Source organism: Acidocella sp., from assembly GCF_035535915.1.
In the GTDB taxonomy this organism is placed as follows: domain Bacteria; phylum Pseudomonadota; class Alphaproteobacteria; order Acetobacterales; family Acetobacteraceae; genus Acidocella.
Window position 1 is genome coordinate 1 of the sequence record NZ_DATLPB010000030.1, and the last position, 16,258, is coordinate 16,258.

At 65.1% G+C, this 16,258-nt stretch carries 15 protein-coding genes; 8 read left to right on the plus strand and 7 right to left on the minus strand.

What is annotated here, in order from left to right; genetic code table 11:
• The first annotated feature begins 235 nt into the window (after positions 1-235).
• Positions 236-1,414: a DUF2125 domain-containing protein gene (locus VNC39_RS04240; protein WP_325396506.1), complete on the plus strand. Its 1,179-nt coding sequence runs from the start codon at positions 236-238 to the stop codon at positions 1,412-1,414.
• A gap of 152 nt (positions 1,415-1,566) precedes the next feature.
• On the opposite strand, the gene VNC39_RS04245 is transcribed toward VNC39_RS04240, so the two are convergent.
• From VNC39_RS04245 to ubiA, 4 genes are all read right to left on the minus strand, one after another.
• Entirely contained in the window at positions 1,567-2,319 is a 753-nt protein-coding gene (locus VNC39_RS04245) for an ABC transporter permease (protein ID WP_325396508.1), read from the minus strand.
• Positions 2,316-3,041, minus strand: coding sequence for an ABC transporter ATP-binding protein (locus VNC39_RS04250; RefSeq protein ID WP_325396510.1), 726 nt, complete (start codon positions 3,039-3,041; stop codon positions 2,316-2,318). Before VNC39_RS04250 ends, VNC39_RS04245 begins: the two co-directional genes overlap by 4 nt.
• A 107-nt stretch (positions 3,042-3,148) precedes the next feature.
• Positions 3,149-4,111, minus strand: coding sequence for an ABC transporter substrate-binding protein (locus VNC39_RS04255; protein ID WP_325396512.1), 963 nt, complete (start codon positions 4,109-4,111; stop codon positions 3,149-3,151).
• A 274-nt stretch (positions 4,112-4,385) separates the two neighbouring features.
• A complete protein-coding gene (gene ubiA, locus VNC39_RS04260; protein WP_325396514.1) occupies positions 4,386-5,282 on the minus strand; it encodes a 4-hydroxybenzoate octaprenyltransferase in 897 nt (298 codons plus the stop codon).
• A gap of 19 nt (positions 5,283-5,301) precedes the next feature.
• On the opposite strand from ubiA, the gene VNC39_RS04265 reads away from it, so the two are divergent.
• A complete protein-coding gene (locus VNC39_RS04265) occupies positions 5,302-6,015 on the plus strand; it encodes a 16S rRNA (uracil(1498)-N(3))-methyltransferase (protein WP_325396516.1) in 714 nt (237 codons plus the stop codon).
• Positions 6,016-6,028: 13 nt separating this feature from the next.
• Positions 6,029-7,399 carry a glutamate--cysteine ligase gene (locus VNC39_RS04270; protein WP_325396518.1) on the plus strand — a complete coding sequence of 457 codons (1,371 nt, stop codon included), beginning with the start codon at positions 6,029-6,031 and terminating at the stop codon, positions 7,397-7,399.
• 158 nt (positions 7,400-7,557) lie between these two features.
• On the opposite strand, the gene VNC39_RS04275 is transcribed toward VNC39_RS04270, so the two are convergent.
• A complete protein-coding gene (locus VNC39_RS04275) occupies positions 7,558-8,181 on the minus strand; it encodes an MlaC/ttg2D family ABC transporter substrate-binding protein (protein ID WP_325396520.1) in 624 nt (207 codons plus the stop codon).
• 132 nt (positions 8,182-8,313) lie between these two features.
• Positions 8,314-9,117: an MlaA family lipoprotein gene (locus VNC39_RS04280; protein WP_325396522.1), complete on the minus strand. Its 804-nt coding sequence runs from the start codon at positions 9,115-9,117 to the stop codon at positions 8,314-8,316.
• Between the two features lie 215 nt (positions 9,118-9,332).
• Between VNC39_RS04280 and metF the strand changes: the two genes are divergently transcribed.
• The 3 genes from metF to VNC39_RS04295 are packed head-to-tail and all read left to right on the plus strand — an operon-like array spanning position 9,333 to position 13,340.
• Positions 9,333-10,277, plus strand: a complete 945-nt coding sequence (gene metF / locus VNC39_RS04285) for a methylenetetrahydrofolate reductase [NAD(P)H] (protein WP_325396532.1) — start codon at positions 9,333-9,335, stop codon at positions 10,275-10,277.
• A gap of 14 nt (positions 10,278-10,291) precedes the next feature.
• Positions 10,292-12,472, plus strand: coding sequence for an ATP-dependent helicase (locus VNC39_RS04290; RefSeq protein WP_325396524.1), 2,181 nt, complete (start codon positions 10,292-10,294; stop codon positions 12,470-12,472).
• Entirely contained in the window at positions 12,462-13,340 is an 879-nt protein-coding gene (locus VNC39_RS04295; RefSeq protein ID WP_408840161.1) for a 50S ribosomal protein L11 methyltransferase, read from the plus strand. The genes VNC39_RS04290 and VNC39_RS04295 overlap by 11 nt, the downstream gene beginning before the upstream one ends.
• Positions 13,341-13,483: 143 nt before the next feature.
• Here VNC39_RS04295 and VNC39_RS04300 read toward each other — a convergent pair whose 3' ends face one another.
• Positions 13,484-13,705: a DUF1127 domain-containing protein gene (locus VNC39_RS04300; RefSeq protein ID WP_325396526.1), complete on the minus strand. Its 222-nt coding sequence runs from the start codon at positions 13,703-13,705 to the stop codon at positions 13,484-13,486.
• 150 nt (positions 13,706-13,855) lie between these two features.
• On the opposite strand from VNC39_RS04300, the gene VNC39_RS04305 reads away from it, so the two are divergent.
• On the plus strand, positions 13,856-15,628 hold the full coding sequence (locus VNC39_RS04305) for an aminopeptidase P family protein (RefSeq protein WP_325396528.1): 1,773 nt from the start codon (positions 13,856-13,858) through the stop codon (positions 15,626-15,628).
• A gap of 78 nt (positions 15,629-15,706) precedes the next feature.
• Complete coding sequence (gene thpR / locus VNC39_RS04310) at positions 15,707-16,240, plus strand: RNA 2',3'-cyclic phosphodiesterase (RefSeq protein WP_325396530.1); 534 nt, start codon at positions 15,707-15,709, stop codon at positions 16,238-16,240.
• The last annotated feature ends 18 nt before the right edge of the window (positions 16,241-16,258 follow it).

Below are 16,258 nucleotides of genomic sequence, written 5' to 3' on the forward strand. Positions count from 1 at the left end.
GAAGAAAGGGAAGAAAGGGAAGGCTACTTTTTGTGAACAAAAAGTAGCAAAAAAACTTTGTTATTCTGGGCCAGGGGCGTTGTCGCCGACACAGCCCATGCCCCAGCATAAATAAAAGTTTTTGCGCCGCTTTTTTCAAAAAGCGGCCACTTACTTTTGCTGAGCGCCCCATCGCTTTACATCAACCATACACTAAGCGATTGCTGGTTCATCAGGCCGAACGGAGACATATTTCATGCGGGCTATCATCAAACCCTTGGCCGCGGTCGTCATTGTCGTGGTGGCCGCCTGGCTCGGGCTGTGGTGGTTCGCCCAGCGGGAGTTGGAGAACGGCTTCACGCAGTGGGCGAAAGGCCTGTCCTCGGGGGGCGATGTGCAGGTCAGCTATGACAGCATCGAGCCGAGCGGCTCGCCACTCGTCGCCATGCTCACGGTGAACAATCTGCGGGTGGTCGTGCAGCCCAGCCCCGCCGCCGCGCCGCTGGTCGTCACCCTGCCGGCCTTCGCCATGGAGATCGACGCCACGGCGCCGCTTCTGCTGCATTTCGTTCTGCCGAACCGCATCAATATCAGCGCTGACCACGGCGATTTCGTTTTGACCTTCGGGTCCATCGCGCAAACCGAGCGGCTGGATCTCTCCGCCCTGCTGCGGCGGGAACCGGCCCCCTTCTCCGCCATGGACACGAAAGCGCGGAATATCGACCTGCTGGCCAGCAGCGGCAGCCTGATGGTGCTGCACGCCGACTCCTACCAGACGCACAACATTTTCAACCGCCAGGCCGGCGCCGGGCAGAGCGCGTTCACCAGCAGCGGCGCCGTGGACGGCATGGCCGTCTCGCCACTGCTCACGCGGCTCGCCTCGATCCCCTTCGATGGCCGCGTCGCGCATCTGGGCTGGAACCTGAATATCGACGGGCCGGAACCGGCGGACTGGGCCGCGCTCGCGGCACGCTACAAAGCCGTGCCCGCGGATGATTCCGACGGCCGCACGCGAATCGTCGCACAGGCGCTGCATGACTGGGCGGCGCACGGCGGCACCGGCGCCGGCACCATCGACCTCGCGGTCGGCCCCAGCACGCTGCACGCCGCCGGCGACATGGCTTTCGACGCCCAGGTGCAGCCGAAAGGCCATGCGACCCTCCTCGCCGACCATCTGGACGCGTTCGCCGCCGCCATCGTCGCCGCCTACCCACAGGTACAGGACACGGTGCACGCCATGGAGGCCCGGCTGTCGCCCTACCTCTCCAGCACGCCGCAGGGCGGCCAGACCCTCACCTTCAAGGCCACCTACGGCAATGGCGCGGTGATGGTGAACGGCCAAAAAATCGGCAGCCTGCCGCCGGTCGACTGGTCGCACCTGGAAACCGCACCGCCGCAGCAAGCACCCGGCGACGGCTCCGGCGCGGCTCTGTAAGGCAAGCGAAGGAAGCGCTACTTTTTGTGAACAAAAAGTAGCAAAAAAACTTTGTTAAACTGGGGCATGGGCGTTGTCCGCGACACAGCCCATGGCCCAGCATAACAAAAATTTTTGCGCCGCTTTTTTTAAAAAGCGGCCTCTTTCTTCGCTTAGCTTAGCCCCGTGGACTCAGGTGACCAGCGGAGCAAGCGCCGCAGCGCCTGGTCGACCAGGACATAGAGCGCCACCGCCATCACCGCGAGGATGAACAGGGCAGCGAACATCACGTTCGTCTCGATCCGCGCGTTGGCGTTGATCATCACGAAGCCGAGGCCGGATGAGGCGCCGACCCATTCGCCGATGATCGCACCGATCGGCGCGACGGCGGTGGCCACGCGCAGGCCGGACGCGAAGGCCGGAAGTGCCGCGGGCAGGCGCACATGGCGCAGCATCGCCCAGGGGCTGGCGTTCATGGTGCGGGCCAGGTCGAGCCAGCCGGGATCGGTGCGGCGCAGCCCGTCGGCGAAATTCGCGGTGACGGGAAAAAAGATCACCAGCACTGCCATCACCACTTTCGAGGCGATGCCGAAGCCGAGCCACAGCACCAGCAGCGGCGCCAGGGCAAAGACCGGGATCGCCTGGCTGACCACCAGCACCGGCATCAGCCAGCGTTGCAATACCGGCGAGGCGACGATGGCGATGGCCGCAAGCCCGCCGAACAGCGTGCCGAACAGCAGGCCGAGCAGGATTTCGGTAAGCGTCGTCAGCGCGTTCGAGACCAGCAGGTCGCGCTGCTGCCAGAGCGCCTGCCCCACATCCGCCGGCGCCGGCAGCATGAAGGCGGGCAAGGCGGTGAACCGCGTGAGCGCCCACCAGACCGCCAGGAAGCCCAGAAACGTGACCAGGGGGCGGAGCAAATTCATGCCATTTCGCTCAAGAGCCGCAGCAACCTTCCCTGCGTTTGCAACAGGGCGGCATCGTCCGGCGCCCGCGGCGGTGTGCCGGGCACCGCGATCGGCGCACCCAGCCGCGCCGGCTGGCCGGAGAGCACGATGAGATGGTGGCCGAGGCGGCAGGCCTCCAGCGGGTCGTGGGTGATGAGCAAGGTGGTGCTGCCCGCCAGCAATTCCGCCGCCAGATCCTGGATGCGCGCGCGGGTCAGCGCATCCAGCGCCGAGAACGGCTCGTCCATCAGCACGATCGGCCGCCGTTCATAAAGCGTGCGGGCCAAAGCCGCGCGCTGGCGCATGCCGCCCGACAATTCGGCCGGCAAGGCCCCTTCCCGCCCCTGCAGCCCGACCCGCGCCAGCAACTCCCGGGCCCGCGCCGGGTCCGGGGCTTCACCGCGCAGCCGGGCGCCGAGCATCACATTGTCCAGCACCCGCGCCCAGGGGAACAACAGATCCTGCTGGCCCATATAGGCGACGCGGCCGGCGAGTTTTGCGCCGTCGCTCGCCCGCACCGAACCCGCGGCCGGGCTCTCCAGCCCGGCGATGACGCGCAGCAGGCTGCTTTTGCCCACGCCGCTCGGCCCCAGAAGCACCACGAACTGGCCGGGCGCCACCTGAAAGCTGAGATTTTCGAACACGCTGGCCCCGGCATAGCGCAGGGCCAGATTTTCGACCGCGATGCCCGGCGGGGTCATGTTCAGAGCAATATGCGTTTAACTAGAACCGAAAGGTTCCAGGTAAACGCATGAAATTGCTCGCCCAAAAATAGTCTGGAGCATGATTGCCTTGGATCAATCATGCTCTAGACCTTGATCTGCACCGCGTAATCTTCGAGCGGCAGGGATGTCTTGATCAGTTTCTCCCGCACCATGAAGTCGCGGTAGGTGGTGTAGCGCGCGGCGTCGAGATGGGCTGGGTCCTGCGCGAAGGAACCGGGCAGCGCCTTCCAGGAGGCGATGTCGAGCTTGTCGTTCAGGTTCGGATTGTCCTTCAGGAAGCGCGCCAGCATCTCATCCGGGTGCTGCGCCAGATAATTCGCGCCTTGCTTCAGGGCAGCGAGAAATTTCGGCAGCGCGGGATTGGCGAGGCCCGATGTGTTGGAGAGCAGGATCAGCTCGTCGGAGGGCGGCACGCCGTAATCCTCGGGCAGGAAAATCACCGGCCGCAGCCCGGCCTGGGCGAGCTGGATGTCCTCATAGGTGCGGTACGTGCCGATCACCGCGTCCACCTCGTTCGACATCAGCGCCGTGACCAGCTCGAAATTGACGTTCACCAGCGTCACGTCCGAAAGGCCGAGCCCGGCATGGCGCAGCATCGTGCCGATCAGCGCCTCTTCCACGCCGGCCACCGAGTAGCCGATTTTCCGCCCCTTGAGATCGGCCAGTTTCGTGATGCCGCTGCGCCCGAGCGCGGTGAGCGTGTTCAGCGGCTTGTCGATCAGCGTGCCGGTGCGGCGCAAAGGCAGGCCCTGGTCGACCAGCAGATAAAGCTGGGTCTGATAGCTGAGCGCGGCATCGGCCTTGCCGGCGGCGAGCAGGCGCGGCGGCAGGTCGGGGTCGGTGGGCGGCACCAGAACCACGTCCAACCCGGCGCGGTCGAAGGCGCCGCTATAGCGGGCGGCGAACAAAGGCGCATGGTCCGGATTCACGAACCAGTCGAGAATGACGGTGAATTTCTCTTTGGGCGCGGCGCTCTGCGCGAACGCGGCGGGCGCGGCCAAACTGGTCGCCGCGGCAGCCAGAAATGAACGGCGGTCGAATTTCATGGTTTGAACAGCCTTCCTTCGCTGGCATTACCCAGGCAGGTTCGGCGGGTATGATCTCAGCTCGCAAAACGCGGGCACCCCGGTGGGGCGAATCTACGCAATCGCCCTGTAAAATCAACAGGCTCCAGGACAAGGAAGAAAGCGCTTCTTTTTGTGAACAAAAAGAAGCAAAAAAACTTTGTTTACTTTGGGCCCATGCGGTTTCAACGCCTCAGGCCCAGCGTAAATAAAAGTTTTTTGCGCCGCTTTTTTCAAAAAAGCGGCTTCTTTCTTCCTAAAACTGCCCGATAAGCATGGCGACCGTCACGGCCAGCCCGACCTCGCGGTTGGACTTGAACAAAGCCAGGCAGCGACGCGGATTGTTCACATCGAGTTGCGTGACCTGCCGCGCCAGCAACATCGCCGGCAGCAGCAGCGCCAGCAGCCCACCAAGGCCGAGCCCCTGCATGCCCATCGCCAACGCCAGAAGCAGAATGGTGCCCGTATAGCAGACGACGAGCAGGCTCTTGGTATTGGTCTCGAACAGCCTGGCCGTGGATTTCACGCCGATCAGCGCATCGTCCTCCCGGTCCTGGTGCGCATAGATCGTATCGTAACCGATGATCCAGAGAATCGTGGCGAGGTAGAGCGGCACCGCCGGCCAGGCCAGGGCGCCGGCAGCGGCATAGCCCATCAGCGCCCCCCAGCCGAATACCACGCCGAGCACAATTTGCGGCCACCAGGTAACACGCTTGGCAAGCGGGTACAGCGCCACCGGCACCAGGCTCAGCACGCCGAGGATTCGCGCCTGCGTGTCCAGCCGCAGCAGGATCACCAGCCCGATCAGGCAAAGGATGGCGAGGAACACCAACGCCTGGCGCGGCTGCAACTGGCCGGAAGCGAGCGGCCGGCCGCGCGTGCGCTCCACCCGCGCATCCATCTTGCGGTCCCACAGATCGTTCACCACGCAGCCGGCGCCACGCATCACCACCGAACCGACGGCAAACAGCAGCGCCAGCCAAAGCCCCATCACAATGTCAGACCCCGCCAGGGCGATCGCCCACAGCCCCGGCAGGAACAGCAGCCAGGCACCGATCGGCCGGTCGAAACGCGCCAGCAGCGCATAGGGGATCAGCCGTTCCGGCAAGTGCCGAACCCAGCCACGCACGCGTATATCGGTAAATCCGTCCATGGATGGTAATGTGCCCGGCATGAGTGCCACGTCAATTCGCTTATTCGTCAACACTCCGCTGATGGAGAGCACGGAAGTGCCCCTGGAAGCGGCACAGTCGCATTATCTTGGCAACGTCATGCGGCTGCAGCCGGGCGACACGCTGCGCCTGTTCAATGGCGTGGCGGGGGAATGGCAGGCTGAAATCGCGCAGATCTCGCGCAAGCAGGCCGTGCTGAACGTGCGACACCAGACCAGGGCGCCTGAGCGCGAACCCGATTGCTGGCTGTGCTTCGCCCTGCTGAAACGACAGAAGACCGACCTCGTGGTGGAGAAGGCGACCGAACTTGGCGCTTCGGTGATCCAACCGGTGGTCACCGCGCGCACGCAGGCCGACCATGTGAACCTGGAACGGCTCCGCGCCATCGCCATGGAGGCGGCCGAGCAATGCGAGCGGCTGGTGGTGCCGGAAATCCGCGCCCCGCTGCCCTTGCCCAGATTGATGGCGTCCTGGCCGCAGCGCCGTCTCTACGTGGCCGATGAACGCCGCACCGCCCCGGTGCTCGCCCCCGCGCCCGGCCCAGCCCAGCCCAGCGCGCTGCTGGTCGGCCCGGAGGGCGGCTTTACCGATGCCGAGCTTGAAGGTATCGCAGCCATACCCATTGTTAGCCGCGTGTCGCTTGGGCGCCGTATCCTGCGGGCGGAAACCGCCGCCATCGCCGGGCTCGCGCTGCTCCTCGCATCAGATTCATAGAGAGGAGTGGAATTTGTCCAACCCTGGAGACGCCGACGTCACGACGATCACCGATGCCCGCGACCTCGCGGCGTATCTGGCGGCCGGCGCGAAACCCGCCGAAAGCTTTACGATCGGCACCGAGCACGAGGCGTTCGGCTTTCACCACAGCGACCTCCTGCCCCCGACCTATGACGAACCGGGCGGCATCCGCGATCTGCTCACCGCGATCGGGCAAGAAGAGGGCTGGGAGCCGATTCTCGACCGCGGCAACACGATCGGCCTGAAACGCGGGCGCGCCTCGCTGTCGCTGGAGCCGGGCGGGCAGTTCGAGCTCTCCGGCGCACCCCTCGCCACACTGCATGAGACCAAGGCGGAACTGGACGCGCACGTGGCGCGGCTGCGGACCGTCGCCCCGCGGCTGGGCCTCGGCTTCGCGCCGCTCGGCTTCCACCCGCTGGCGCGGCGCGAGGACATGCCCACGATGCCGAAGGGCCGCTACAAGATCATGCGCCAATACATGCCCAAGGTCGGCACGCGCGGACTGGATATGATGTTCCGCACCTGCACGGTGCAGGTCAATCTCGATTTCTCGTCGGAAGCCGACATGGTGGCGAAAATGCGCGTCGGCGCCGCGTTGCAACCGCTGGCGACCGCCCTGTTCGCCAATTCGCCCTTCTATGAGGGCAAGCCGAACGGGCTGCTCTCCAACCGCGCGCAGGTCTGGACCGATACCGACAACGCCCGCTCCGGCATTCCGGCAATGATTTTCGCCGACGGGTTCGGCTTCGAGGCCTATGCCGAATGGCTGCTCGACGTGCCGATGTACTTCGTCTACCGCGACGGCGTGTATCATGACGTGGCCGGTGCCTCGTTCCGCGATTTCATGGCCGGCCGCCTCGACGCGCTGTCGGGCGAAGTCGCGACGCTGGGGGATTTCGCCGATCACAGCACCACGGCGTTTCCGGACGTGCGGCTGAAACGCTATATCGAGACGCGCGGCGCCGATTCCGGACGGCCGGACATGATGCTCGCGCAATCGGCCTTCTGGACCGGCATCTACTACGACCAAGCCGCGCTCGCGGCGGCGGCGACTTTGGTCAAATCCCTGTCCTATGAGCAGATCATCGCCCTGCGCGGCGCCGTGCCGGCCACCGGCATCCATACGCGCTTTGGCGCCGGCACCCTGCGCGACCTGGCGCGCGAGGCGGTCGCCATCGCCGCAGACGGCCTGAAAAACCGCGCCCGGCGCAACGCGGCGGGCGCGGATGAAAGCATGTACCTGGCACCGCTGCAGGACATCGCCGCCGGCGGGCCAACCCAGGCGGAAATGTGGCTGCAACGCTATGAAGGCGCCTGGAAGGGCGACGTGACGAAGATTTTCGCCGAAAGCGATATGGCCTGAGGCAAGAAAGACAAGGAAAGCGCTACTTTTTGTGAACAAAAAGTAGCAAAAAACTTTGGTTTTATGCGGGCCATGGGCGTTGTCGCCGACAACGCCCATGGCCTAGCGTAAACAAAAGTTTTTGCGGCGCTTTTTTCAAAAAGCGCCTGCTTCCTTCCTTACTGCGCGTTAGCGATGCGGGTGATCTGCCCCTGCATGGCGTTCAGCAGCGCGGAGACCTGGCCGCCATGGCCGACGATCACACTGCTGTAATCGTTGCGGGTGGTGATGCGCAGCGAGGTGCCGGCGACGATCACGTCGACGATTTTCGGGCTGCCGTCGATCTCATCGACCGCCCAGCCGACATCCGCGGGTTGCTTGCCGGGGCTCGTGACCGTGGTGTTCACCACCATGTCATTGCCCTGCTGGGCAGCGCTGTTCACGATGAAACTAACGCCCTGATAGGCTTTGATCTGGTACGTGATGTTGTAGGACAGAAGCTGGTGGAACAGGTTCTGGAACTGCCCGTGCTGCTGCGGCGTCATCACGTTCAGGTAACGGCCGAGCACGTAATCGCCGACCTGGTCGACGGCAACGATCTGGTTGACCAGCTGGCGCAGCTGGTCGGCTTTCTGCGCCTGGGTGGCCGAGCCGTTGATGATGCCCTGCAGCTGCTGGCCAGATTGCCGGATGAATGCCTTGGCAGCATCGGCGGAGACCGCCTGTGCATGCGCGGCACCCGCCATCGCGGCGAGCAGCGGCATGGCGGCGACAGTACCCAGAATAAAGCGACGGAAATACATGAATTGCATCCTTTAGCTGATCGGAATTCAGAGCAATATGCGTTGCGCCGGAATCGGCGGGCTCCGGCGAAACGCATGAAATTGCTCACCCACAAGCAGGCGTGGAGCGTTCATCGCATGTGAATGAATGCCCTACGGCGCGGCGGGGCGCCGCACCCAGTCGGGCGGCGTCAGCACATTGCGCCGGTCGATTTCCTGCAATTGCGACGCCCGCGACTGCCGGTACAGGCTGCGGAACGTGGCATAGGGATCGAGCGCGGTGGCGCGGATCTGGTCGATCGGCTGGAGATATTCGGCCCTGGTGTTGATCAGATGCAGCCCGCTCTGGGCCCAGCCGAAATCGTTGAGCGCGGTGCTCTCGGGCGCCAGCACCATCGGCGTCGCGTAGAACTCCACCGGGATGTTCAGCATATCGCGCGCGCCGGACGGGCCGAACACCGGCAGATACACATACGGGCCGGCGGGCACGCCCCATATGGCGAGCGTCAGGCCGAAATCGGTGTCCAGTTCCTTATAGCCGAGTGCTGCGGCCGGATCGAAAATGCCGCCGATGCCGATCGTGGAATTGAGCACGAAACGCACCAGCGACGTGCCGGCGTCGCGCGACTTGCCCTCGAACATGAAATTCACCATGCGCGCGGGCTCGCCGATATTACCGACGAAATACCCGACATGGTTGCGGATGCCCTGGGTGGTGATGGCCACATAGCCCTGCGCGACCGGCTTGAACGCATAACGGTCGATCCGGTCGTTCACCGCGTAAAAGAAGCGGTTGGTCGGCTCGATCGGGTCGTTCTGCGCCTGATACGCCTCGTAGCCCGCGGCATCGGTTTTCGGCGGGGCGTGCGCGCAGCCGGAAAGCGCGATGGCCAGAAAGAGGGCCGGAGCCGCCAGGCGGCACATTTGTTTGGCTCGCGCCGCCAATTGGTCATTCATCGTTTGCAACCGCACGTTAATAGGCCTCCTCTGTCGCGCGCACACGACTGGGCGTGCGAGGTAATATTTGAGGTTCATGAACCCGGGTTCAACCGGGCTTGTTCATGTTCGCGTTTGGCGTGATTCCCCGACCACAGCAAGTCTTATGGCGTGCATCTCTCCCCCTTGCGAAAAGCCGCCAGTGCTGCCACCAAAGATCCCCTACGGAGCTGATGATGACCCATTCCCCGAAACGCGACACCCTGGCACGCTGGGTGGCCGGCGCACGCATCGCGCCGCTGCCGGCCCGGGAAAGCGCGTCGGCGCCGCAGATTTCCTTTGAGTTCTTCCCACCGAAATCCCCGGCGCTGGAGGCGCAGCTCTGGGCCTGTGTCGAACGGCTGGCGACGCTGAAGCCGCGTTTCGTGTCCGTGACCTACGGCGCCGGCGGCAGCACGCAGGAGCGCACCCACGCCACCGTGCTGCGCCTGGTGCAGGAGACCGACCTCACCCCCGCCGCGCACCTTACCTGCGTCGGCGCCACGCGAGACGAGGTGGATGCGGTGGCACGCCGTTATTGGGACGCGGGCGTGAAACATATCGTCGCGCTGCGCGGCGACCCGCCATCCGGCCAGGCTTACGCGCCGCACCCCGGCGGGTATGATTACGCCGTCGATCTCGTCGCCGGGCTGAAGCGCATCGCGGATTTCGAGATCACCGTCGCCGCCTACCCTGAGACTCATCCCCAGGCGCTAAGCCCCGAGCAGGATCTCGACAATCTGAAGCGCAAGCTCGATGCCGGGGCGACCCGGGCGATCAGCCAGGTGTTCTTCGACAACGATAATTTCCTGCGCTTCCTCGACCGCGCCGCGTCCGCCGGCATCACGGCGCCGATCGTGCCGGGGATCATGCCGGTCACCAATTTCACCCAGGCCGCAAAATTCTGCACCGCGTGCGGCACCAATGTGCCGAAATGGATGGAAGCCCTGTTCGAGGGGCTCGACGACGATGCGGAGACCCGCCGCATGGTCGCCGCCGCCACCGCCGCCGAGCAGGTGCGGATCCTGCAGGCCAACGGCATCGACGAATTCCATTTCTACACCTTGAACCGGCCGGACCTGGTCTATGCCATCGCCCGGATTCTCGGCGTGAAACCCGTGACCGGGAGCGTGGCGGCGTAAGCCCGGCACAAGATATGAGCGGTTATCTCGACAGCCTGAATCAGGCGCAGCGTGAGGCGGTGGAAGCGACCGAAGGCCCGGTGCTGGTCCTGGCCGGCGCCGGCACCGGCAAGACCCGCGTGCTGACCACGCGCTTCGCCCATATCCTGCTCAGCCACAAGGCGTTCCCCAACCAGATCCTCACCGTCACTTTTACCAACAAGGCGGCGCGCGAAATGCGCGAGCGCGTCGGGCGGATCCTCGGTCAGCCGGCGGAAGGGCTGTGGCTCGGCACGTTCCACGCGCTCTGCGCGCGCATGCTGCGCCGCTTCGCCGACCGGGTGGGGCTGCAGAGCAATTTTTCGATCCTCGATTCCGACGACCAGTTGCGGCTGCTCAAGCAGGTGATGGAAACGGCCCGGATCGATGCCAAACGCTGGCCGCCGAATGCGCTGATGGCGCAGATCCAGCGCTGGAAAGACAAGGGCTTCATGCCCACGGAGATTCCCGCAGCCGAGAGCAGCGACTTTGCCAATGGCCGCGCCGAGGATCTGTATGCCGCGTATCAGGCGCGTTTGAAAGCGCTGAACGCCGTGGATTTCGGTGACCTGCTGCTGCTCTGCGTTCACCTGCTGAAGACCGACGCCGAGGTGCTCGCCACCTATCACAAGATGTTCCGCTATATTCTGGTGGACGAATACCAGGACACCAACCTGGTGCAGTATTACTGGCTGCGGCTGCTGGCACAGGGGCACAAGAATATCTGCTGCGTCGGCGACGACGACCAGAGCATCTATTCCTGGCGCGGCGCGGAAATCGAGAACATCCTGAAATTCGAACGGGATTTTCCCGGCGCGAAAATCGTGCGGCTGGAGGCGAATTACCGCTCCACCGCGCCGATTCTCACCGCCGCTTCGCACCTGATCGCCCATAACGAGGGGCGGCTCGGCAAGACCCTGCATTCCGGGCGCAACGATGCCGACGGCGACAATGTCGAGGTGGTGGCGCTCTGGGATTCCGAGGAAGAGGCCAGAATGGTCGGCAGCCGGGTGGAATCCTACCGGCGCGCGGGCGAATCCCTGGCGGAAATGGCGATCCTGGTCCGCGCCGGTTTTCAGACCCGGGCCTTCGAAGAGCGCATGATCACGCTCGGCATCCCCTATCGCATCATCGGCGGCCTGCGCTTTTACGAGCGCGCGGAAATTCGCGACGCCATCGCCTATCTGCGCGTCCTGGCGCAGCCCTCGGACGATCTGGCATTCGAGCGCATCGTCAACACGCCGAAGCGCGGCGTCGGCGAGAGCGCGCTGCGCCTCCTGCATGAACAAGCGCGCGCCGATCAGCTTTCGCTGTATGCCGCGACGGAAAAATTGCTGCAGGGGGGCGGATTGCGCGGGAAAGTGCGGGAGTCGCTGCGCGAGCTTCTCAGCCATTTCACGCATTGGCGCGACATTCTGGGGCGCGAGGGGCACGTGGTCGCGCTGGAAACGCTGCTCGATGAATCCGGCTATATCGACATGTGGAAGGCCGACAAATCGCCCGAGGCGCCGGGGCGGCTTGAAAACCTCAAGGAACTCGTGCGCGCTTTGGCGGATTTCGAGGCACTGCAGGGATTCCTCGACCATGTCTCGCTGGTGATGGAAAACGAAGAGCGCGACGACGACGCCAAGCTCTCGATGATGACGCTGCACGGCGCGAAAGGGCTCGAATTCGACATCGTCTTCCTCCCCGGCTGGGAGGAAGGCGTGTTCCCCAACCAGCGCGCGCTGGATGAAGGCGGCAACAAGAGCCTCGAGGAGGAGCGGCGGCTCGCCTATGTGGGCATCACGCGGGCGCGCCGGCGGGCGATCATCAGCCACGCCGCCAACCGCCGCATCTACGCCAACTGGCAGTCCAGCATCCCCAGCCGTTTTATCGAGGAATTACCCGATCACGTGGTCACGCGAACCGGCTCGGCGGCGATGAACCAGTCCGCCCGCCTGGCCGCCCCGCCCAGTTTTCCGCTGCAGGCGCGGCGCGTGCGCGAGGCCGATATATGGGACACGCCGGCGCGCCCGGCGCGGACCGACAAGATCCCGGTGGGGGCGCGCGTGTTCCACCAGAAATTCGGCTATGGCCGGGTCATCGCGGTCGATGACGACCGCTTGGATATCGATTTCGAGACCTCCGGCGAGAAGCGCGTGCTCGACCGGTTCGTGGAGCGCCATGATGTCTGAAGAGCTGGACTGCATTTCCCTTACGGTGCCGGGCGAGGCGCTCGACCATTTCGAGGCCGCGCTCGGCTCGGTGTGCCGCGCGGTGTCGTTTTTCCATCAGGACGAGGAACGCGACATCTGGAACATCCAGGGGGTGAAAGAGCGCGGCGCGTTCGAGGCCGAACTGGCCTCGGCCTTGCTGGTCGCGGAAATGCTCACCGGACAGGCGCCGGAAATCGCCCGCTCCCTGGTGCCGGTGGGCGGCTGGCTGGCCCGCACCAAGGCGGCGTTTCCGGAACAGCAGATCGGCGAACGCTTCGTGGTGCGCGGCACGCATATCGCCGCGCCGGACCTGCCCGGGCGGATCACCCTCACGCTCGATGCCGGGCTCGCCTTCGGCACCGGCGAGCATAATTCCACGCGCGGCTGCCTGGTGGCGCTGGAGCGCATCGCCAAGCGGCACCGGCCGCAGCGCATCCTCGATCTCGGCACCGGCTCGGGCATTCTCGCCATCGCCGCCGCCAAGCTGATGCACCGCAGCGTGCTGGCGAGCGACATCGACCCGCGCGCGGCGCGGGTGGCCAATGCCAACGCGAAACTCAACGGCGTCGCGCCCCTGGTGCAGGCCATCCGCGCCGATGGCTGGGCGGACCGGCGCATCGCGCGCCGCGCGCCCTACGATCTGGTGTTCGCCAACATCCTGGCCCGCCCGCTCTGCGCGATGGCGCACCAGCTCGCGGCCAGCCTGGCGCCGGGCGGTGGCGCCATCCTCGCCGGGCTGCTGACGACGCAGGTGAACTGGGTGGTCTCGGCGCATCGCCGCGCCGGGCTGCGGCTGGAGCGCCGCCTCACCGACGGCGCGTGGTCGATTTTGATATTGCGAAAGTAAGCAAGTAAGCAGCCGCTTTTTGAAAAAAGCGGCGCAAAAACTTTTTTGACGCTGGGCCGGTGGCGTTGAAACCAGCACGGCCCAAACTGACAAAAAACTACTTTTTGTTCACAAAAAGTAGCGCTTGCTTTCTTCCTTCCTTGTTAGCGCGCCGCCTGGCCGCGCACCGCGGCATGGATATCGTGGCGAGTCAGCCCGACATCCTTAAGGTCGCGATCCGAGAGGGCCCACAGCTCGGCTTCGGCAGCGCGCGTGGCGCGCCATGCCTGGAAACGCTCGAGCAGAGACCGGCGTTGCGCCGCCTTCGGTTGCACGGCGCGCAACGGCTTGCTCAGAGAGGAGGGGTTGGAGATATTGAACGACATGACACACACCTGTTTGTCGGCAAAGGATGGCCGCTTCGGAATGGACCGGCCGCTTTGCTGCAATGCGGTATATAGGCCGATTGAAACGATTTTGGTCGGTGGAAGCCGCCAGGACAGAGTCGCGCGCGACGCATAACAAGGGGGCCCTTCATGACATTGGAACATAACCACCGCCTCGCCGCCTTGCGTGCTTCCCTCACCCGGCACGGGCTGGACGGGTTTCTGATCCCCCGCGCTGACGAGCATCTCGGGGAATATGTGCCGGCCTCGGCCGAGCGCCTGGCCTACATCACCGGTTTCACGGGCAGTGCGGGCCTGGCCATCGTGCTGGCGGACCACGCGGCCGTGTGGTCGGACGGCCGCTATACGCTGCAGCTCGAAGAGCAGACCGATGGCGCGCTGTGGGAGCGGCTGCACCTCATCGAGCAGAAGCCGGAAGAATGGCTGAAAACCCAGGCGGCGGGGCGGCGCATCGGCTACGACCCCATGCTGATCAGCGCCGATGGGCTGGCGCGTTTCGCCGGCGCCGAGATGGTGCCGGTGGAGAGCAACCCGCTGGACGAGATCTGGGCCGACCGCCCGGCCCCGCCGATGGGCCCGGCAGTGCCGCACCCCGATTCCTATGCCGGCGAGCCCTCCGCCGCGAAGCGCGCCCGGCTGGCGGCTGTGCTGCGGGAGGCGAAAGAGGATGCGGCGATTCTCTCCGATCCGGCGTCCCTGGCCTGGCTGTTCAACATCCGCGGCACGGATGTGGAATTCACGCCGATCGCGCTCGGCTATGCGCTGCTGTTCGCCGACGGCACCGCCAGCCTGTTCATGGCGGGTGAAAAACTGCCGGCCGAGACCCGCACTTTTCTCGGGGCCGGGGTGGAACTGGCCGAGCGCGGCGCGCTGCCCGCCGCGTTGCGGGCCCTGGCGGGCAAAACCGTGCGCTACGATCCGGCGACGCAACCGGTCTGGTTCAAAACCACGCTGACCGAAGCCGGCGCCATCGTCAGCGCGGGGGCGGACCCGGTTTCGCTGCCGCGCGCGACCAAAAACCGCGTGGAACAAGACGGCGCCCGCGCCGCGCATGTGCGCGACGGCGCGGCGATGGTGCGCTTCCTCGCCTGGGCAGCGGAAGCCTTGGCGTCGGGCGAGGAAACGGAAATGTCCGCCGCCGCCCGGCTGCTCGCGGAACGGGCCAAAGAGGCGGATTTCCGGGGCGAGAGTTTTCCGGCGATATCCGGCGCCGGGGAACATGGCGCGATCATCCATTATCGTGTCACGCCGGAGAGCAACCGGCCGATCCGCCCCAACGAGCTGTATCTGATCGATAGCGGCGGACAATATCTGGACGGCACCACCGACATCACCCGCACGCTCTGGACCGGCCCCGGCCCGGCGCCGGAAGAGGTGAAAACGCATGTGACGCGGGTGCTGGCCGGGCATATCGCCGTGGCAATGCTGGTCTTCCCCGAAGGCGTGGCGGGGCCGCATCTGGACGCCTTCGCGCGCCAGGCGCTCTGGCAACTCGGGCTGGATTACGACCACGGCACCGGGCATGGCGTGGGCGCCTATCTGTCCGTGCACGAAGGGCCGGCCGGCATTTCCCGCGCGGCAAAACCGGTGCCGCTGCGGCCGGGCATGATCCTCTCCGACGAGCCCGGCCTCTATCTTCCCGGCGCCTATGGCATCCGCCTGGAGAATCTGCTGCTGGTCCAGGAGGCCGACTTCCCCGATGCGCGCAAGACATTCCTGCGCTTCGAGACCCTGACCCTGGCGCCGTTCGACCGCGCGCTGATCGACCCGGCGCAGCTCGAGCCCGCGGCGCGGACCTGGCTGAACGCCTATCACGAGCGGGTGCGCGCAACGCTCTCCCCGCATCTTGCGGCGCAACCGGCAGTACAGGACTGGCTCAACCGAGCAACCGCGCCGATATAATCATTGACCCCGGGAAAGCCGTTGGCGCAGAATTGCTATGTCGACGAGTCTCGACGCTGAACTGAGAGGTGGCCGACCATGCGCCTTTTTGTTGCTCTCGACCTTCCCTGGGAGGTCAAGGAAGAGCTCAGCGATCTCTCCTGCAGCATTCCTGGCGCCCGATGGGTTCCCACGGATAATTTCCACCTGACCTTGCGCTTCATCGGCGAGGCCAGCCGGCTGCAGGCGGAGGAGATCGATCTGGCGCTGGCGACCCTGCGCGGCCGGAGCTTCGCCTTCTCGCTCTCCGGACTGGGCTGGTTCGAGAAGGCCGGGCGGGTCTCCTCGCTCTGGGTCGGGGTCGAGCGCAATGCCGATTTGGGCCGGCTACAAAGCAAGGTCGAGACCGCCTTGGGCCGCGTCGGGCTGGCGCCGGACCGCCGCCGCTATACGCCGCACGTCACGCTGGCACGCATGGACATGCCGGTGACGCCGCAACTGAGCAGCTTCGTGCAGGCGCATAATCTGTACCGCTCGGTGCCCATCCGCGCGGATAATGTCACGCTGTTCAGCTCTTTTCTCGGCAAGGACCAGCCCACCTACACGCCGGAAGCCGAGTACGCGTTGGGGTAGAGCCCTGTTCGGCTTCTT